Annotated in this window: 18 protein-coding genes; 11 read left to right on the top strand and 7 right to left on the bottom strand. The window is 69.0% G+C overall.

Annotation, left to right across the window (positions count from 1 at the left end; translation table 11 throughout):
• The first annotated feature begins 23 nt into the window (after window positions 1-23).
• Window positions 24-530, top strand: a complete 507-nt coding sequence (locus BFF94_RS22530) for a YbaK/EbsC family protein (protein ID WP_128851306.1) — start codon at window positions 24-26, stop codon at window positions 528-530.
• Window positions 527-733, top strand: a complete 207-nt coding sequence (locus BFF94_RS22525; protein WP_128851308.1) for a DUF1289 domain-containing protein — start codon at window positions 527-529, stop codon at window positions 731-733. Before BFF94_RS22530 ends, BFF94_RS22525 begins: the two co-directional genes overlap by 4 nt.
• A gap of 241 nt (window positions 734-974) precedes the next feature.
• Here BFF94_RS22525 and BFF94_RS22520 read toward each other — a convergent pair whose 3' ends face one another.
• On the bottom strand, window positions 975-1,877 hold the full coding sequence (locus BFF94_RS22520) for a DMT family transporter (protein ID WP_128851311.1): 903 nt from the start codon (window positions 1,875-1,877) through the stop codon (window positions 975-977).
• A 112-nt stretch (window positions 1,878-1,989) separates the two neighbouring features.
• Here BFF94_RS22520 and BFF94_RS22515 point away from each other — a divergent pair, with 112 nt between their 5' ends.
• Window positions 1,990-2,481, top strand: coding sequence for an Lrp/AsnC family transcriptional regulator (locus BFF94_RS22515; protein WP_219139856.1), 492 nt, complete (start codon window positions 1,990-1,992; stop codon window positions 2,479-2,481).
• 28 nt (window positions 2,482-2,509) lie between these two features.
• On the opposite strand, the gene BFF94_RS22510 is transcribed toward BFF94_RS22515, so the two are convergent.
• Entirely contained in the window at window positions 2,510-3,406 is an 897-nt protein-coding gene (locus tag BFF94_RS22510) for an alpha/beta fold hydrolase (RefSeq protein WP_128851317.1), read from the bottom strand.
• Between the two features lie 279 nt (window positions 3,407-3,685).
• Between BFF94_RS22510 and BFF94_RS22505 the strand changes: the two genes are divergently transcribed.
• A complete protein-coding gene (locus tag BFF94_RS22505) occupies window positions 3,686-4,645 on the top strand; it encodes an NAD(P)H-dependent flavin oxidoreductase (protein WP_128851320.1) in 960 nt (319 codons plus the stop codon).
• A 116-nt stretch (window positions 4,646-4,761) separates the two neighbouring features.
• Here the strand turns inward: BFF94_RS22505 and BFF94_RS22500 are convergent, their stop codons facing one another.
• The 3 genes from BFF94_RS22500 to BFF94_RS22490 all read right to left on the bottom strand — a co-directional run bounded on the left by BFF94_RS22500 (window position 4,762) and on the right by BFF94_RS22490 (window position 7,818).
• Window positions 4,762-5,724: a LysR family transcriptional regulator gene (locus BFF94_RS22500; protein WP_128851322.1), complete on the bottom strand. Its 963-nt coding sequence runs from the start codon at window positions 5,722-5,724 to the stop codon at window positions 4,762-4,764.
• A gap of 180 nt (window positions 5,725-5,904) precedes the next feature.
• Window positions 5,905-6,981, bottom strand: a complete 1,077-nt coding sequence (locus tag BFF94_RS22495) for a porin (RefSeq protein WP_128851325.1) — start codon at window positions 6,979-6,981, stop codon at window positions 5,905-5,907.
• Between the two features lie 345 nt (window positions 6,982-7,326).
• Window positions 7,327-7,818, bottom strand: a complete 492-nt coding sequence (locus tag BFF94_RS22490; protein WP_219139855.1) for a peptide-binding protein — start codon at window positions 7,816-7,818, stop codon at window positions 7,327-7,329.
• 345 nt (window positions 7,819-8,163) lie between these two features.
• On the opposite strand from BFF94_RS22490, the gene BFF94_RS22485 reads away from it, so the two are divergent.
• The 6 genes from BFF94_RS22485 to BFF94_RS22460 all read left to right on the top strand — a co-directional run bounded on the left by BFF94_RS22485 (window position 8,164) and on the right by BFF94_RS22460 (window position 15,099).
• Window positions 8,164-9,192 carry a bile acid:sodium symporter family protein gene (locus BFF94_RS22485; protein ID WP_128851327.1) on the top strand — a complete coding sequence of 343 codons (1,029 nt, stop codon included), beginning with the start codon at window positions 8,164-8,166 and terminating at the stop codon, window positions 9,190-9,192.
• Window positions 9,193-9,389: 197 nt separating this feature from the next.
• Window positions 9,390-11,228: an EAL domain-containing protein gene (locus BFF94_RS22480; RefSeq protein ID WP_219139854.1), complete on the top strand. Its 1,839-nt coding sequence runs from the start codon at window positions 9,390-9,392 to the stop codon at window positions 11,226-11,228.
• A gap of 346 nt (window positions 11,229-11,574) precedes the next feature.
• On the top strand, window positions 11,575-12,597 hold the full coding sequence (locus tag BFF94_RS22475) for a LacI family DNA-binding transcriptional regulator (protein ID WP_219139853.1): 1,023 nt from the start codon (window positions 11,575-11,577) through the stop codon (window positions 12,595-12,597).
• Window positions 12,594-13,874, top strand: a complete 1,281-nt coding sequence (locus BFF94_RS22470; protein ID WP_128847232.1) for an AGE family epimerase/isomerase — start codon at window positions 12,594-12,596, stop codon at window positions 13,872-13,874. Before BFF94_RS22475 ends, BFF94_RS22470 begins: the two co-directional genes overlap by 4 nt.
• On the top strand, window positions 13,871-14,779 hold the full coding sequence (locus BFF94_RS22465) for a carbohydrate kinase family protein (protein ID WP_219139911.1): 909 nt from the start codon (window positions 13,871-13,873) through the stop codon (window positions 14,777-14,779). The genes BFF94_RS22470 and BFF94_RS22465 overlap by 4 nt, the downstream gene beginning before the upstream one ends.
• A gap of 98 nt (window positions 14,780-14,877) precedes the next feature.
• Complete coding sequence (locus BFF94_RS22460) at window positions 14,878-15,099, top strand: hypothetical protein (protein WP_096508285.1); 222 nt, start codon at window positions 14,878-14,880, stop codon at window positions 15,097-15,099.
• Window positions 15,100-15,124: 25 nt separating this feature from the next.
• Here the strand turns inward: BFF94_RS22460 and BFF94_RS22455 are convergent, their stop codons facing one another.
• Both BFF94_RS22455 and BFF94_RS22450 read right to left on the bottom strand, forming a co-directional pair.
• Window positions 15,125-15,319 (bottom strand): DUF2905 domain-containing protein, encoded by a 195-nt coding sequence (locus BFF94_RS22455; protein WP_069353162.1) that lies wholly within the window; start codon window positions 15,317-15,319, stop codon window positions 15,125-15,127.
• 12 nt (window positions 15,320-15,331) lie between these two features.
• Entirely contained in the window at window positions 15,332-16,528 is a 1,197-nt protein-coding gene (locus BFF94_RS22450) for a class I SAM-dependent methyltransferase (RefSeq protein ID WP_219139852.1), read from the bottom strand.
• A 13-nt stretch (window positions 16,529-16,541) separates the two neighbouring features.
• Here BFF94_RS22450 and BFF94_RS22445 point away from each other — a divergent pair, with 13 nt between their 5' ends.
• Window positions 16,542-17,285, top strand: coding sequence for an SDR family oxidoreductase (locus BFF94_RS22445; protein WP_219139851.1), 744 nt, complete (start codon window positions 16,542-16,544; stop codon window positions 17,283-17,285).
• Window positions 17,286-17,347: the final 62 nt, after the last annotated feature.

The raw sequence follows: 17,347 nt of genomic DNA, 5'->3' as shown, positions 1-17,347 counted from the left end.
CGGCATTCGATGGATTCCCCGACATGACAACACCCGCTTCATTCGATTCTCTCCCCGATTCCGCGCGCCGCGTCGCGCTGCTGCTGCGCGAGCGCGGCCACGCGAAAGGCATCGTGATGCTCGCCGAAACCGGCAAGACCTCGGCCGAGGCCGCGGCCGGGCTCGGCTGCTCGGTCGCGCAGATCGCGAAGTCGATCCTGTTTCGCCGGCAGTCGGACGGCGCGCCCGTGCTCGTGGTCGCGAGCGGCGTCAACCGCGTCGACGAGAAGAAGGTCGCCGCGCAGGTCGGCGCGGTCGGCCGCGCGGACGCGAAGTTCGTGCGCGACAACACCGGCTATGCGATCGGCGGCGTCTGCCCGATCGGCCATCTCATCGAACCCGTCACGCTGATCGACGCCGACCTGCTCGAACTCGACAGCCTGTGGGCGGCCGCCGGCCATCCGCACGCGGTGTTCAACCTGTCGCCGCACGAGCTCGTGTCGCTGACGGGCGCGCCGGTCGCGGACGTCGCGCTGCGGGAGCCCGCATGAGCGTCGTGCCGGTGGCGGCCGGCGCGGTCGCATCGCCGTGCACGGACGTATGCCGGATCGATCCGCGCACCGACTGGTGCGCGGGCTGCCTGCGCACGCGCGACGAGATCAAGGGGTGGCGTGCGTCGGACGACGACGCGAAGCGCGTGGTGCTCGCGCGACTCGATGCGCGGCGGCGCCTGATCGCCAGGAGCGGCGCATAAAAAAAAGCCGTTCAGCCTGACGGGCGAACGGCATGAGATCGGAATCCTGTGAACGTGATCAACGTCACAGCCCGCATCATACGAGCGACGCGGCCGCATCGCATCGGGTGTTTCCCTACAACTTCTTACGGCATCTTTCACGGGTGCGCGCGGGCGGCTTTCGTTCGCACTCCTCGCGCAATCCTCGTTCCCGCCATCCGCATCCGGCGGGGCCGCAGCGGCACCGAATCGCACGACCGTTTCAGTTGCCGACAGCCGCGCGGCGCTCGGGCACGATGCGCCAGCCGAGATTCACGCCGGCCGCCGCAAGCAGGATCAGCAGCGCGCCGAACACCTGCGTCCACGCGAGCGTCTGCCCGAACGCGACGTGATCGACGACGATCGCGACGACCGGATAGACGAACGACAGCGCGCCGGTCATCGCGGTCGGCAACTTCTGGATCGCGCCGTACAGCAGCACGTACATCAGGCCCGTGTTCACGACGCCGAGCACGACGAGGTCGAACCACTGCGCGGCGGTCGCGGGCAACGTGCCGAAGTGCGCGAACGGCGCGAGCAGCACCACGCCGAGGCCGGCCTGCAACAGCGCGAGCAGATGCGGCGGCGTGCCCTTCAGGTGCTTCGTGACGATCGACGAGATCGCATACAGGAACGCCGCGCCGAGCGACAGCGCGACGCCTTCCAGATATTCGCCCGGCACCGCGAGCACGGCCGGCTCGACACGCACCACGGCGACGAGCCCGGCGAACGCGAGCGCGAGCCACGCGATCGTCGACGCGGTGACCCGTTCGCGGAACACGATGGCGCCGAGCGCGACGAGCATGAACGGCTGCGTGTTGTAGACGGTGGTCGCCATCGAGATCGACGCGCGCGAATAGGCAGCGAACAGCAGCAGCCAGTTCGCGACGATCGCGACGCTGCCGAGCGTCGCGAGCGCAAGCATCCGCGGCGAGAACCATGAGCGGCGCAGGAAGCCGAACGCCGCGCAGACGATCGCGAGCGTCGCGGCGCCGAACAGGCAGCGGAAGAACACGACGTTCGTCAGCGGCTGCTGCGACGACATCACGAGCCAGCCGATCGTGCCGGACATCATCATCGCGACGACCATCTCGGCGGCACCGCGGCGCATTTCATTCGAGGCCATCATGAACTCCGTTGAAAAGAGTGGATGACTTCGATTCTAGAAACTTGCTTTCGCCGCAACCATGGCTAAACTGAAGTGAAACAACCGATTCACCTTCGAAAGCAAAGCGATCATGCCGAAACGCCTTTCCCCACCCGCCGTCACGTCGCTCGACGCGACCGACCGCGCGATCCTCGCGGCGCTGGCCGACGACGCGCGCATCGCGACCAGCGAACTCGCGCGGCAGATCGGGCTGTCGGCGCCCGCGACCGCCGACCGCGTGCGGCGGCTCGAGGCGCAAGGGGTGATCGCCGCGTTCACCGTCGATCTCGACCCGCGCGCGCTCGGCTACACGCTGCAGGCGATCGTCCGCGTGAAGCCGCTGCCCGGCCAGTTGCATCTCGTCGAGGAGTTGCTGCGGCGGATTCCCGAATTCGTCGAATGCGACAAGGTGACCGGCGACGACTGCTTCATCTGCCGGCTCTACCTGCGCACGATCGAGCACCTCGACGACATCCTGTCGAAGGTGACGGAGCGCGCCGAGACGAGCACCGCGATCGTGAAATCGACGCCCGTGCCGCGCCGGCTGCCGCCGCTCGCCGAGGATGACGGCGCGCACCGCTGAGCGAGCGGGCAGCGCGCGCCGCCCGCCGTCATGCGACCGGGTCGCGCGCCTCGAAGAACGCGAGCAGTTCGTCGATCAGCGCGACGGGCGCCTCTTCCGGAATGTAGTGCCCGCACTCGAGCGCGCGGCCGCTGACGTCGCGCGCGACGCGACGCCATTCGTCGAGCGGATCGAAGCAGCGGCCGACGATCCCGTTCGCGCCCCACAGCACGCGCAGCGGGCACGCGACCTTGTTGCCGCGCTCGAGATCCGCACGGTCGTGCTCGAGATCGATCGTCGCCGACGCGCGGTAGTCCTCGCACATCGCATGTACGGCGCCCGGCTGCGCGAGCGCGGCACGGTACGCGTCGAGCGCCTCGCGCGCGAACGGCGCGAGCCCGGCGGACCGGTTGCCCATCACGCGCTCGATGTACGCATCGGTATGCGCGCCGATCAGCGTCTCGGGCAGCGGCTCCGGCTGGATCAGGAAGAACCAGTGGAAATACGCGGTCGCGAACGCGCGATCGGTTTTCTCGTACATCGCGAGCGTCGGCGCGATGTCGAGCAGCATCATCCGCTCGACGGCGTCCGCGTGATCGAGCGCGAGCCGGTGCGCGACACGCGCCCCGCGGTCGTGCGCGCACACATGGAAGTGCTCGAAGCCGAAATGCCGCATCACGGCGACCTGGTCGGCCGCCATCGCACGCTTTGAATACGGCGCGTGCTGCGCGTCGCTCGGCGGCCTGCCCGATGCGCCGTAACCGCGCAGGTCGGTGGCGATCACCGTGAAGTGATTCGCGAGCGTCGCGGCAACGCGATGCCAGATCATGTGGGTTTGCGGATGCCCGTGCAGCAACAGAAGCGGCGGGCCCGCGCCTCCTTTGACACCGAAGATGTCGGTGTCCTGCACCGTCACGCGAAACGGTGCAAACGCGTCAAACGACATGGTTTATTTCTCGTTGGTTTGTTATGGCGGTTATTTTAGGAGCGCCGGCGCGTCTTCACAGCGGGGTAACCGCCAGAATCCCTAGAAAGAGAACACTCACTCGATTGCCGCCACACCGCGCAGTTTGTTAAGCTCGCGTAGAATCGCACGACCGTTCGTATTAATATGAACGACCTCGTTTCGCAGCTACACTCGAATCACCGTTCGACCGCAAAGCACGGTATCGGCGCCGGCGCGACCGCGCGGGCGCCGACTGCCCCTCGAGACTGGAGACATCACATGGCATTGCCCGCTGTCCTGCAGAACCTGACGCTGCCCGTCATCGCGTCGCCGATGTTCATCGTCAGCTACCCCGAACTCGTGCTCGCGCAATGCAAGGCGGGCATCGTCGGTTCGTTCCCCGCGCTCAACGCCCGTCCGGCCGAACTGCTCGACGAGTGGCTCACGCAGATCCAGTCGGAACTCGCCGACCACAAGGCGAAACACCCGGACGCGGTGCTCGGCCCGATCGCGGTCAACCAGATCGTCCACCAGTCGAACGTGCGGCTCGAGCACGATGTGCGCGTGTGCGTCGAGCACAAGGTGCCGATCTTCATCACGAGCCTGCGCGCGCCGGCGCGCGAAATCGTCGATGCGGTGCACAGCTACGGCGGCATCGTGCTGCACGACGTGATCAACCTGCGCCACGCGCAGAAGGCGCTCGAAGCCGGCGTCGACGGGCTGATCCTCGTTGCGGCCGGCGCGGGCGGCCACGCGGGCACGACGTCGCCGTTCGCGCTCGTCGGCGAAGTCCGCAAGGTCTTCGACGGCCCGATCGTGCTGTCCGGCTCGATCGCGAACGGCGGCTCGATCCTCGCCGCGCAGGCGATGGGCGCCGATTTCGCGTACATGGGCACGCGCTTCATCGCGACGCAGGAAGCGCACGCGATCGACGACTACAAGCACGCGATCGTGAACGCGAAATCGTCGGACATCATCTACACGAACCTCTTCACGGGCGTGCACGGCAACTACATCCGCGAGAGCATCGAGAAGGCCGGCCTCGATCCGGAAGCGCTGCCGGAATCCGACAAGACCAAGATGAATTTCGGCGGCGACAAGACGAAGGCGTGGAAGGACATCTGGGGTGCCGGCCAGGGTGTCGGCCTGATGGACGACCTGCCGAGCGTGGGCGCGCTCGTCGAGCGGCTGAAGCGCGAGTACGACGAAGCGAAGGCGCGGCTCGGCATCACACGCTGACGGATGCGGCGGCTCGCCGGCCGCCACCGACGCCGATACCGTCGGACCAAACAAAAAGCGCGAACCGCAGCGGTTCGCGCTTTTTTTTCATGGCCCGCCGCAGCGGAGCCCGCGGCTCAGACCGCGCGCTTCATCCGCGTGATCGGCAGCACGCGCAAGTGCGATTCGATCGACGGGCACAGCGACTGTCCTTCGAAACGCGCCGCCAGGAAGTCGACGAACGAACGCACCTTCGCGGACACGTGACGACGGCTTGCATACACCGCGTAGATCGGCGCCTCGTGCGGCGGCACCGAGTCGAGCAGCACCGGCACGAGCCGGCCGGATTCGATGTCGTCGCCGACCACCTCGGTGCCGAGCAGCGCGATGCCCGCGCCCGCGAGCACGGCCGCACGCAGCCCTTCGAGGTGATTCACGATCAGGTTGCCGTTGAGGTTCACGCGCGACGCAGCCGCCGCGTCGATCACCAGCGAATCGAGCATCGTCGAATTCGACTCGCGCCGCAGGTAGTTGTGGCTCGCGAGATCGGCGATCGTCTGCGGCGTGCCGTGCTTGTCGAGATACTCGGGCGATGCGACCAGCAGGATGTGCGCGGTCGCGATCTGCCGCGCGACCAGCGACGACGATTTCAATCCGTTCGGCGCCGCGCGCACCGCGACGTCGTAGCCTTCCTCGATCAGGTCGACCACGCGATCGGACAGCGTCATGTCGACGGTCACGTCCGGGAAACGGCCCGCGTAATCGGTGACGGCCTGCATCACGTGCCGCAGCCCGAACGCGGACAGCGACGTCACGCGCAGCCTGCCTTGCGGCACCACGCTCGCGGCGCCGACGGCCTGCCCGGCTTCGTCGAGTTCCGACAGCGCCTGCACGAGGCGCTCGTAATATTCGCGTCCCGCCTCGGTAGGCGCGACGCGTCGTGTCGTGCGATGCAGCAGCCGCGCGCCGAGCTGCTGCTCGAGATGCATCACGTGCTTGCTCGCCATCGCAGCCGACATCTGCATGCGCTCGGCCGCGCCGACGAAGCTGCCCACTTCGACGACGTAGCGAAACACATTCATGCTGACGAGGGTATCCATCGAACTAGCTCGTAATGACGGGGGAATGGTCCAATTACGAGATAGGGTAACAAAGGCGAGGAAACAGAAAGGTCAAGAAAGGCAAAACGGCACCGCGGGTGGCGGCGCCGTTTCGGGCGAAAAACATGCAGCCGGAACGCGCGATTTGCGCGCGCGGCCGGCGAACCGATCGCTCGCGCGTCAGAACTTCGCGCGAATGCCGGCGCCGAACGTGTTGCCGTTCGACAGGCCGCTGATGTGGTCGTTCATGTACGCAGCGTAGACGTCCGTGCGCTTGGACAGCGGATAGTCGTAGCCGACGGCCCAGGTCTGGCGTGTCTGGTCGAGGCCGCCCGCGTCGCGCGAATACGCGTACGACGCCATCGCGTTGCCCACGCCGAGCGGCACCGACACGCCGCCCTGCGCGGTATTCACGTGCCAGCTGCCCGCGACCTGGTCATTCTTCGTATACATGTACTGGCCGAACAGCTTCACGACCTTCAGGTCGTAGGTCGCGCCGACTTGCGCGATGCCCTGGCTCTTCAGGCCGGAGACGAGCGCGCTCAGGTCCTGCGGGCCGTTGTTGAAGTTCACGTACTGATACACGGCGGTCGCCGCGAACGGGCCGTTCGCATAGTTGAACTGCGCGCTCCACTTCTTCGAGCGGTTGTCGCCGGCCTGGTTGCCGAGCGCGTACATCGCGCTGAAATTCAGGCCACCGAACGACGGCGACGTATACGACAGCGCGTTGTTCCAGCCCGAATCGCCGACCGCGCCCTGATCGCTCGGGTAGGTCGGGAACGTGCCGAGGCCGAGGAACACGTGGTACACCATCGGCGAGAAGGTGTACGAGTCGTAGAACGGGTTGAACAGGATCGTCGACAGGAACAGGTGCGTCGTCAGACGGCCTGCCGTCACCGTGCCGTACGGCGAGCTGATGCCGACGTATGCGTTGCGCGCGAAGAACGTGTCGCCCTGGAAGCGGCCGAACTGGCCGTTCTGCGCACGGAAGAAACTCTCCAGCGTGAAGATCGCCTTGTAGCCGCTGCCGAGATCCTCGGCGCCGTGCAGGCCCCAGTACGACGTCGACATCCCGCCGCCCGACACGTTCCATGCGCGATCGCCGCCGGGGAACTTGGTTGCGCCGACCCATTCGTCGACCTGACCGTAAAGCGACACGCTCGATTGCGCATAAACGGGAGCGGTGGCCGCCACGCAGGCGGCTGTGGCGATCAGCTTGACGGACGTGCGCGACGCACGGCGAGCGAATGCTTTCATTGGATCTCCAGGTTTTGTCGAATTGTCGATAAGTGGCGCGAGCGTTGTTTTTGGGAGCCGAGTGCTTGCGTCGTATGGGGCGCAGCCATCTTTACGGATCATTTGTCCGGTCAAAATTGCGCACACTTATTGCGGGTATAGCGGCGGCATTAACTTCGCGGATTCGATACGTGGCCGGGTGCACGCCGGCGGCCCGGCGCAAAAGCGGCCGCGCGGCGGGACGGCGGCGCGGCACATGCGAGCCGGGCGCGAAAGATAGCGCAATGCGAAGGGAAAATCAGCGGAAATCTGCGCGCGACTGTGGCGAATTCGCATCAGCCGGCGGGGGAGCGAGCGCGCGGGCGCTCAGTTTCGGTAGAACGGGGAGTAAGACGGCGTGTGCGCAGGCTCTTCCTGCGAGCGGGGCGGCGGCATCGGACGGCCGCCGCGCTCCTCGTTGTAGCGCGCGACGTCGGCGCGGATCGAACCGGCGCGCAACGGCACGTTGCCGCCGCCCGGCGGGTGCGGCATCTGGCGCGCGTCGGCGCTGATCGGGCGATACGGGCTTTGCGCGGCGTAATGGCCGTACGACGGCGTCGGCCGCAATCCCCAGCGGGAGCCGTAGCTGTTCATGCCGCCGGCGCGCGCACCAGCGGGGGGCGGAACGCGGCGCCAGACGGGAATACCACCAGGCCCGCCAGCCGGCTGACCGTACGCGCGCATGTCGCCGCCACCGAAGCCGTGGCCACCGAACGCATGACCGCCGTGGGGCGGCTGCGCGAGCGCGAGCGGCATCAGCAGCACGCCGAGCACGCCTGCCACCCATCGTCCGATCTTCCGTTTCACCCGTTCCGTCATCGTTCAGTGCCTGTCCACGCCCGCCGCCGGCTCCTTTCGGCCGACCCAAGGCTTTCAGCAGTAATTTATGAGCGCTCCGAAAGGGTGTCGAGCCAAAAAGTGTTATGTCGCCGGCATCGGTGTAACGCCATGTTACTGCTAGGTTTTTTCACTTGATGCGGCGATCGGGGCAGAACATTCTTCTGCTGTCTTGCGCTTGATCGGGCGGGTGGATGGTTCCCGCTGCATGCGGTCGATTCATTAATCGATTCCCACAATGAATTTGTGTGGTGAATCGTCAACCGGGACAATGACGGCATCCGCGCGCGCGACGCGCGCCTCCGTCGTTTCCGAAGCGAGTTCCCGATGGCCCGTCCCCGTTTTCTTCCCGACAACTTCACGCTCGTGCTCGTCGGCACCGTCGTGCTCGCGAGCCTGCTGCCCTGCCGCGGCCCGGCCGCCCACGCGTTCAACTGGGCGACCAACATCGCCGTCGGCCTGCTGTTCTTCCTGCACGGCGCGAAGCTGTCGCGCGAAGCCGTCGTCGCGGGCGCGACCCACTGGCGGCTGCACGCGGTCGTGCTGCTCAGCACGTTCGCGCTGTTCCCGCTGCTCGGCCTCGCGCTGAAACCCGTGCTGCAGCCGCTCGTCACGCCGACGCTGTATGCGGGCGTGCTGTTCCTGTGCACGCTGCCGTCGACGGTCCAGTCGTCGATTGCGTTCACGTCGATCGCGAAGGGGAACGTGCCGGCTGCCGTATGCGCGGCATCCGCGTCGAGCCTGCTCGGGATCTTCGTCACGCCGGCACTGGTCGGGCTGATGATCACGTCGCAGTCGGCCGCCGCCGCGTCGCCGTGGAGCACCGTCGGCAGCATCGTGATGCAGCTGCTCGTGCCGTTCATCGCGGGCCAGTTGCTGCGGCCCGTGATCGGCGGCTGGATCGACCGCAACCGCGGCGTGCTGCGCTTCGTCGACCAGGGCTCGATCCTGCTCGTCGTCTACGTCGCGTTCAGCGAGGCCGTCAACCAGGGCCTGTGGCACCAGATCCCGGCGCGCGCGCTCGGCGGCCTGCTGGTCGTCAACGTCGTGCTGCTCGCGATCGCGCTGTTGCTGACCGCGTTCGTCGGCAAGCGGCTCGGCTTCAACCGCGCCGACCAGATCACGATCATCTTCTGCGGGTCGAAGAAGAGCCTCGCGGCCGGCGTGCCGATGGCGAAGGTGATCTTCTCGGCAAACGCGGTCGGCGCGATCGTGCTGCCGCTGATGCTGTTCCACCAGATCCAGCTGATGGCGTGCGCGGCGCTCGCGCAGCGCTGGGGCGCACGCGACATGAGCGGCGAGCGCGACGAGGGCGACGCATCCGCGCCCGGCGCGCTGAGCGCGGGCAAGCGCTGACGCACGCTCGGGCGCGACGGCCGCCGGATGGCGGCCTTTCGCGTCACCGCGCGCCCGCCGCCTTCCGGGCGCGCATCGATGCGGGCCGCGCCCGGCACGATGCACCAGCATCGCCCATCGCGTCACGAAATCTTCATTCAATTCTCCGCGAGCGGTGCCGTTAAGACGGCGTCCCGTCGATTCGGCTGCCCTCGCCCATGCCCGCGCTCCACCCCGACTCCGCTGCCACCAGCACCACGCGCCTGATCGCGGATCGCGCGCTCGCCGCCGTCTTCCAGCCGATCGTCGACCTCGGGTCGGGGACGGTCGTCGGTTACGAGGGCCTGATACGCGGCCCGCGCGGCACCGACCTCGAGCCGCCCGCCGCGCTCTTCGCGCAGGCCGCGCGCGAAGGCGAGACCCTCGCGCTCGAACAGGCCGCCGCGCTCACCTGCCTCGACGCGTTCGCGGCGCTCGGCTGCGACGGCAAGCTGTTCCTCAATTTCAGCGCGGGCACGATCCTGCAGCTCGCGCGCGAGCGCGAGCGCGCCCGCCTGCTGCTCGACCGCGCGCGGATCGGCGCCGAGCGCATCGTGATCGAGCTGACCGAACAGAACGCGGTGCCGGACGTCGCGCGCATCGTGCCGGCGGTCGCATCGCTGCGCGACGCCGGCATCCAGTTCGCGCTCGACGACTACGGCACCGCGAACGCGAGCATGAACCTGTGGCTGCGCCTGCATCCGGACGTCGTGAAGATCGACCGCTTCTTCATCCACGACATCGCGCGCGACCCGCTCAAGTTCGAGGCCGTGAAGGCGATGCAGCACTTCGCGCAGGCGAGCGGCGCGCAACTGATCGCGGAAGGCATCGAGAACGAATGCGACCTGATCGTCGTGCGCGACATGGGCATCTGCTGCGTGCAGGGCTTCCTGCTCGGCCGGCCGAACGCGCAGCCGTCGCGGGTCGTCGCGCCGGCCGCGCGCGAGGCGATCCGCGCGCCGCACATCGCGGTGTTTCCGGGCGCGACACGCACCGTGCGGCCGGCCGGCACGATCGCCGCGAAGATGCTCGTCCCCGCGCCGGCGCTGCCGCTCGACGCGACCAGCAACGACGTGCTCGACCTGTTCAACCGGATGCCCGACCTGCACGCGGTCGCGCTCGTCGAACGCGGGCGGCCCGTCGCGCTCGTGAATCGCCGCGGCTTCATCGACCGCTTCGCGCTGCCGTACCACCGCGAGGTGTTCGGGAAGAAGCCGTGCCTGCAGTTCGCGAACGACGCGCCGCTGATGATCGACAACGCGACGGCGCTCGAGCAGCTCGCGATGCTGCTCGCGAGCCACGACCAGCGCTATCTCGCGGACGGCTTCGTGATCACCGAACACGGCCGCTACCTCGGGCTCGGCACCGGCGAGAGCCTCGTGCGCGCGGTGACCGAGATGCGCATCGAGGCCGCGCGTTACGCGAATCCGCTGACGTTCCTGCCCGGCAACCTCCCGATCAGCGCGCACATCGACCGCCTGCTCCAGCGCGATGCCGGTTTTCATGCGTGCTACGTCGACCTGAACCAGTTCAAGCCGTTCAACGACCAGTACGGCTACTGGCAGGGCGACGAAGTGCTGAAGTTCGCCGCGACCGTGCTGGCCGGCGTGTGCGATCCGCAGCGCGACTTTCTCGGGCATGTCGGCGGCGACGATTTCCTCGTGCTGTTCCAGCGCAACGACTGGCGCGAGCAGGCAGCCGACGCGATCGCGCGCTTCAACGACGGCGCGCAGCGCTTCTACACGCAGGCCGATCGGCTAGCGGGCGGGCTGCGCGGCGAGGACCGCCACGGCAACCCGGCGTTCTTCGGGTTCGTGACGATGGCGATCGGCGTGGTCGGCGTGCCGGCCGGCGCGCATGGCGCACAGCGCTACGGCAGCGACGAGATCGCGTCGGTCGCGGCGCTCGCGAAGCGGCGCGCCAAACAGCAGCCGGGCGGGCTCGCGGTCGTCGATCTCGATGCGGGCCGCGCCGCGCTGCGCAATCGCGGCGAACCGCCGGCCGCGGCGGTGCGCTGAACGCGCCGGCGATCGTCGTTCGTTCGCGAATGGCGGCGCCCCGTGCGACGGTGGCGGACGTCCGCCACCCGGCCGGACCGTTGCGCACCGGCTTCGGGCCGGCCCGCGCAGGCCGCCGGGCGTCCTTGCGCGCACGCTTGCTCCCCGCCCACTTCCCGCCCGCCGTGCGCCCGCACGGGCACCTTGCCTTTTTCGCGTTTTGTTTAGTATTTTTAGTAACGACGTTTTCGCAGATTAGCGCTTAAAAACCAGCTATTCGCGGGTATTCCCCGGTTATCCGGCCCGAATTCCGCGATATGTTTTACTATACAATCGCTTTCACCCTAAACAAACCGGAACCCGAACGATGGGCACCACCATTCGCGATGTAGCGCGGGCGGCAGAGGTCTCGATCGGCACCGTCTCCCGCGCGCTGAAAAACCAGCCGGGCCTGTCCGAAGCAACGCGTGCGCGCATCGTCGAGATCGCGCAGCGGCTCGGCTACGATCCCGCGCAGTTGCGCCCGCGCATCCGCCGGCTCACCTTCCTGCTGCACCGCCAGCACAACCGCTTTCCCGCGAGCCCGTTCTTCTCGCACGTGCTGCACGGCGTCGAGGACGCCTGCCGTGAGCGCGGCATCGTGCCGACGCTGCTCACGGTCGGCCCGAACGACGACGTGCTGCGCCAGATGCGCCCGCACGCGCCCGACGCGATCGCGGTCGCCGGCTTCATCGAGCCCGAGACGATCGAGGCGCTCGCCGCGACCGGCCGGCCGCTCGTGCTGATCGACCTGTGGGCGCCCGGGCTGCGCTCGGTCAACATCGACAACGCGACGGGCGCGGCGCTCGCGATGCGCCACCTGCTGGCCACCGGCCGCTCGCGGATCGCGTTCATCGGCGGCTCGCCCGCGCACTACAGCATCGCGCAGCGCGCGATCGGCTACCGGCGCGCGTTCTTCGAGGCCGGGCGGCTGTTCGATCCCGCGTACGAGGTGACGATCGACGCGGGCCTCGACCCCGACACGGGCGCCGCGCGCGCGATGGCGCAACTGCTCGATGCCCCGGGGCCGCGCCCCGAAGCCGTCTTCGCGTACAACGACGCGGCCGCGCTGGCCGCACAGCGCGTGTGCATCGCGCGCGGGCTGCGGATTCCGGACGACATCGCGATCGTCGGTTTCGACAACATTCCGGCCGCCGCGCACGCGAGCCCGCCGCTCACGACGCTGTCGGTCGACAAGGAAGCGCTCGGCCGCCGCGGCGTCGAGCTGCTGCTTGCCGAAGCGCCCGAGCGCACCGAGATTTCCCTGCCCGTCGAGCTGATCGTACGGGCCAGCAGCCAGCCCGCCGGCTCCCCGGCACTCGATACCGCAACGGTCACCGAATCATCATGAACATGCCCCCGGTCCAACCCTGCACGGCCGCGCCGGCCGCCCACGCGCAAGCCACGCCGTTCGTCGCGAGTTTCCGCGATCCGTCGTTCCTGTTGTCGCACATCGAGGACACGCTGCGCTTCTACGCAACGAACGCGTTCGACCCGACGGGCGGCTTCTACCACTACTTCCGCGACGACGGCAGCGTCTACAACCGCACGTCGCGCCACCTCGTCAGCAGTTGCCGGTTCGTCTTCAACTACGCGATGGCGTACCGCCATTTCGGCGATCCGCGTCACCTGGAATACGCGCGCCACGGGCTGCGCTTCCTGCGCGACGCGCACTGGGACGACGAACTGCAGGGCTACGACTGGGAGCTCGACTGGCGTGACGGCGCGAAGCGCGAGACGCTCGACGGCACGCGCCACTGCTACGGGCTCGCGTTCGTGCTGCTCGCGGCCGCGCACGCGACGATGGCCGGCATCGACGAGGCGCGCCCGTTGATCGCGGCGACCTACGAACTGGCCGAGCACCGCTTCTGGGACGCGGCCGCGGGCCTTTATGCGGACGACGCGACGCCGAACTGGATCGTGTCGTCGTACCGCGGCCAGAACGCGAACATGCACATGACGGAGGCGCTGCTCGCGGCCTACGAGGCGACCGGCCACCTCACGTACCTCGATCGCGCGGAAAAGCTCGCGACCCACGTCACGCAGCGCCAGGCCGCGCTGTCGGGCGGGCTCGTGTGGGAGCACTACCATGCGGACTGGTCGGTCGACTGGGACTACAACAAGGAAGACAGCTCGAACATCTTCCGTCCGTGGGGCTTCCAGCCCGGGCACCAGACCGAATGGGCGAAGCTGCTGCTGATCCTCGAGCGGCACCGCCCGCTCGACTGGCTCGTGCCGCGCGCGGCCGAGCTGTTCGACGCGGCGCTCACGCACGCCTGGGACGCCGATCACGGCGGCCTGTGCTACGGCTTCGGCCCCGACTTCACGATCTGCGACCACAACAAGTACTTCTGGGTGCAGGCGGAAACCTTCGCGGCAGCCGCGATGCTCGGCGCGCGCACCGGCAGCGAGCGCTTCTGGGACTGGTACGACGAGATCTGGCGCTACAGCTGGGCGCACTTCGTCGATCACCGCTACGGCGCGTGGTACCGGATCCTCACGTGCGACAACCGCAAGTACAGCGACGAGAAGAGCCCGGCCGGCAAGACCGACTATCACACGATGGGCGCATGCTACGACGTGCTCGCGACCCTCGCGCGCACGGCGCGCAGCGAGCCGACGCAATGAGCGGCGGCACGTTTCCGGCTTTCGTGTCGGCGGGCGACATCCTGACCGACATGGTGCGCGCGGGCGATGCGCAGTGGAAGTCGGTGCCGGGCGGCGCCGGCTGGAACGTCGCGCGCGCGGTCGCGCGGCTCGGCGTGCCGAGCGCGCTCGCGGGCTCGATCGGCGAAGACTGCTTCTCCGACGAGCTGTGGCGCACGAGCGACGCGGCCGGGCTCGACCTGCGCTTCCTGCAGCGCGTCGCACGGCCGCCGCTGCTCGCGATCGTCCACGAGACGCGCCCGCCCGCGTACTTCTTCATCGGCGAAGCGAGCGCCGACCTCGCATTCGATCCCGCGCGGCTGCCGGCCGGCTGGGCCGACCACGTGAAATGGGCGCATTTCGGCTGCATCAGCCTCGTGCGCGAACCGCTCGCGGGCACGCTGGCCGCGCTCGCGGCCGACCTGCACGCGCGCGGCGTGAAGATCAGCTTCGACCCGAACGTCCGGAACCTGATGACGGCCGCGTACCGGCCGACGCTGGAGAAGATGGCCGCCCTCGCCGACCTGATCAAGGTTTCCGACGAAGACCTGCGGCACCTGTTCGGCGACGACGGCCCGGACGCGATCGCGGCGGTGCGCGCGCTGAACCCGCGCGCGGCCGTGCTCGTCACGCGCGGCGCGCAGGCGGCGGCGCTCTACGCAGGCGACGACGTGTACGAGGCCAGCCCGCCGCGCGTCGAGGTGGTCGACACCGTCGGCGCGGGCGACGCGTCGATTGGCGGCATGCTGTTCAGCCTGATGGCCGCGCCGCAGCGCGCGTGGCGCGAGCATCTCGTGTTCGCGCTGGCGGCGGGCGCCGCCGCGTGCCGGCACACGGGCGCGCACGCGCCGACGCTCGACGAGGTCGTCGCGCTGATCGAACGCTGACGGGACGGTGGCCGATCGCCGTTCGGTCACCGATAAGCCGCGCTGTACATGCTGCGCCGCAGTGCTACGATGAGTGTGTCCTTTTGCGGGAGAGCACCATGGACACCAACACGTTCACGAAAGGCATCTACACGGCCAAGGCGCATACCCAGCATGCGGGCAACGGGCAGTTCCAGGGTTACGTGATCCTCGCGCGGGACGACGGGGACGAGACCGAGAACATGCGCTACGACGTCCACTCGACGAGCCCCAGCGAGGAGGAAGCGTTCGACGAGGCGAAGGCGCTCGCGCACCGGATCCTCGGCGAGATCGAACTGTGACGCGCGCCGCCCTGTTCGGCGCGGCTCAGAGCAGCCGCGCCACCATCGATACCAGCATCGTCAGCACCAGCGTCGACATGAACGGGAACGGGTAGCGCCGCCCGCCGAGCGTCAGCGTGACGTCGCCCGGCATCCGCCCGATGCCGAGCTTGCCGAGCCACGGCCAGCAGCGCATCAGGATCATCACCGCGACGAACGACGCCATCAGCCAGCGCAGCATGCCGGGCTCCCGTCAGAGTGCATGCGAGCGGTCGCCGCGCGCGAACGCGTCGAGCGTGCCGTCGATCCCGCGCGAGAACGCGATCACCTTGAACAGCTCGCCCATCTCGGCTTCGGAAATCAGCTTCTGCACCGCGTTCGCGGCGGGCAGGAACTGCCGGACGTCGGACGGATCGATCGCGGCCAGCGCGTCGGTGATGCCCGCGTTCAGCAGGAAGCGCGCCTGCGACGTGTAGCCGAGCAGATCGGCGCCGGCGGCGATGGCCGCGTCGTAGATGCCGGTGAATTCGACGTGCGCGGTGATGTCCTGCAGCCCCGGGTACAGGAACGGGTCGTCGTGCGCATGGTGGCGGTAGTGGCACATCAGCGTGCCGCGGTCGCGCTGCGGATGGTAGTACTCGTGCGCGGGAAAACCGTAGTCGACCAGCAGCACCGCGCCGCGCCCGAGCATCGTGCACACGGTGCGCGTGAACGCCAGCGCGGCCTCGTGCGTCTCGGTCACGTAGCCGTCGCCGGCCTCGGCGTCGAGCCGCGCGAGCACCGGCGGCAGGTTGGCCGGCGCGGCGGGCCGGTCTTCGAACACGAACGCGTGCCGCGCGTCGAGCGCGACGCCGCGCTCGTGCCAGGCGCCGCCCGCCTTCGCGAACAGCCGCACCGGCATCGCATCGAGCACCTCGTTGCCGACCACGACGCCGTCGAACCGCTCGGGCAGCGCGTCGAGCCAGCGCACCTTCGCGGCAAGCGCCGGCACGGCGGCCTCGATCGTGTCGCGCTGCCGTTCGCGCAGCTCGCCGGACAGGTCGACGATCAGGTATTCGTCGAGTTCGGCGCCCAGCGCGTCGAGCGCCGCGAGCAGGCCGGCCGCGAGCTTGCCCGTGCCGGCGCCGAATTCCATCGCGCGGCGCGTGCCGCTCGCCGCGAGCGCTTCCGCGACCGGTTGCGCGAGCGTCCGCGCGAACAGCGGCGACAGCTCGGGCGCGGTGACGAAGTCGCTGCCGTCGTCGGCGCGGCGCCCGAACTTGCGCGCGCCGCCGCTGTAATAGCCGAGGCCCGGCGCATACAGCGCACGCTCCATGAAGCGGTCGAACGGCAGCCAGCCGCCGGCCGCCGCGATCTCGTCGCGCAGTTGCGCGGCGAGGGTTTCGGACTGCGCGAGCGCGTCAGGGCCGGGAGCAGGTAAACTAGCGGGTTCGTGAGCTTTCGGGTTCATCCCGGCATTGTAAATGACCGTTTCAGCCGATACGTCGACCCAGCGCGTGGTGCTCGTCGCGGGCGCCCTGGGCAGCGCGGCCGACGCCGCGTCGATCGGTCGTGCGCTCGCGACGGGATTCGCGCGGCGCGGCTGGGACGTCGCGCTGCAGCGCAGCCACGGCGCGCCGCGCGCGGCCGCCGACGCGCTCGTCGCCGAAGTCGCGGCGCTCGGCCGCCGCGCGGCCGTGCTCGACGCCGATCTGGCCCTGGAAACCGACGCGGCCGCACTCGTCGCCGCGTGCGGCGCGGCGCTCGGCCGGCCCGCGTGCGCGGTGTTCGTGAGCGCCAGCGCGGGCGCCGACGACGCGCACACGGTGAACGGCGCGTCACTCGCCGGCGCACTCGCGCGCAACGTGACGGCGCCGCTCGCGCTGGCCCGCGCGCTCGCCGACGCGACGCCCGACGCCGCGCGCGAGCACGAAGCGCTGCGTGCGTGCGCGATCCACGTGCTGGACCAGGCGCTGTTTCACCCGGCGCCGGCGCAGTTGTCGCACGCGCTGATGCAGGCCGCGCTGAACCGCGCGACGTCGGCGCTGGCACTGGCGCTCGCGCCGAAGGTGCGGGTCGCGGCGCTCGTGCGCGGCCACGCGCCGCACGCGGACGATATCGCGTCGGCCGCCTGCTATCTCGCGAGCGCGCCCGGCGTCACGGGCGCGACGCTGACCGTCGACGGCGGCGAGCACCTGGTGCCGCCCGCCGCCGGCCCGAATGAATGAACTGCGCGGATCGCGCGGCCTGATCGCCGCCGCCCGCGCCGCTTTGCGTGCGCGCACGCCAA

The sequence above is a fragment of the Burkholderia catarinensis genome, assembly GCF_001883705.2.
GTDB lineage: Bacteria > Pseudomonadota > Gammaproteobacteria > Burkholderiales > Burkholderiaceae > Burkholderia > Burkholderia catarinensis.
The sequence above is the reverse complement of the archived record's forward strand: the minus strand, read 5'-3'. Positions and strand labels throughout refer to the sequence as shown.

What these genes read in the sequence shown, in the direction of transcription:
- BFF94_RS22530 (WP_128851306.1), top strand. Translation starts at nt 24, where the DNA reads ATGACAACACCCGCTTCATTCGATTCTCTCCCCGATTCCGCGCGCCGC.
- BFF94_RS22525 (WP_128851308.1), top strand. Translation starts at nt 527, where the DNA reads ATGAGCGTCGTGCCGGTGGCGGCCGGCGCGGTCGCATCGCCGTGCACG.
- BFF94_RS22520 (WP_128851311.1), bottom strand. Translation starts at nt 1,877, where the DNA reads ATGGCCTCGAATGAAATGCGCCGCGGTGCCGCCGAGATGGTCGTCGCG.
- BFF94_RS22515 (WP_219139856.1), top strand. Translation starts at nt 1,990, where the DNA reads ATGCCGAAACGCCTTTCCCCACCCGCCGTCACGTCGCTCGACGCGACC.
- BFF94_RS22510 (WP_128851317.1), bottom strand. Translation starts at nt 3,406, where the DNA reads ATGTCGTTTGACGCGTTTGCACCGTTTCGCGTGACGGTGCAGGACACC.
- BFF94_RS22505 (WP_128851320.1), top strand. Translation starts at nt 3,686, where the DNA reads ATGGCATTGCCCGCTGTCCTGCAGAACCTGACGCTGCCCGTCATCGCG.
- BFF94_RS22500 (WP_128851322.1), bottom strand. Translation starts at nt 5,724, where the DNA reads ATGGATACCCTCGTCAGCATGAATGTGTTTCGCTACGTCGTCGAAGTG.
- BFF94_RS22495 (WP_128851325.1), bottom strand. Translation starts at nt 6,981, where the DNA reads ATGAAAGCATTCGCTCGCCGTGCGTCGCGCACGTCCGTCAAGCTGATC.
- BFF94_RS22490 (WP_219139855.1), bottom strand. Translation starts at nt 7,818, where the DNA reads ATGACGGAACGGGTGAAACGGAAGATCGGACGATGGGTGGCAGGCGTG.
- BFF94_RS22485 (WP_128851327.1), top strand. Translation starts at nt 8,164, where the DNA reads ATGGCCCGTCCCCGTTTTCTTCCCGACAACTTCACGCTCGTGCTCGTC.
- BFF94_RS22480 (WP_219139854.1), top strand. Translation starts at nt 9,390, where the DNA reads ATGCCCGCGCTCCACCCCGACTCCGCTGCCACCAGCACCACGCGCCTG.
- BFF94_RS22475 (WP_219139853.1), top strand. Translation starts at nt 11,575, where the DNA reads ATGGGCACCACCATTCGCGATGTAGCGCGGGCGGCAGAGGTCTCGATC.
- BFF94_RS22470 (WP_128847232.1), top strand. Translation starts at nt 12,594, where the DNA reads ATGAACATGCCCCCGGTCCAACCCTGCACGGCCGCGCCGGCCGCCCAC.
- BFF94_RS22465 (WP_219139911.1), top strand. Translation starts at nt 13,871, where the DNA reads ATGAGCGGCGGCACGTTTCCGGCTTTCGTGTCGGCGGGCGACATCCTG.
- BFF94_RS22460 (WP_096508285.1), top strand. Translation starts at nt 14,878, where the DNA reads ATGGACACCAACACGTTCACGAAAGGCATCTACACGGCCAAGGCGCAT.
- BFF94_RS22455 (WP_069353162.1), bottom strand. Translation starts at nt 15,319, where the DNA reads ATGCTGCGCTGGCTGATGGCGTCGTTCGTCGCGGTGATGATCCTGATG.
- BFF94_RS22450 (WP_219139852.1), bottom strand. Translation starts at nt 16,528, where the DNA reads ATGAACCCGAAAGCTCACGAACCCGCTAGTTTACCTGCTCCCGGCCCT.
- BFF94_RS22445 (WP_219139851.1), top strand. Translation starts at nt 16,542, where the DNA reads ATGACCGTTTCAGCCGATACGTCGACCCAGCGCGTGGTGCTCGTCGCG.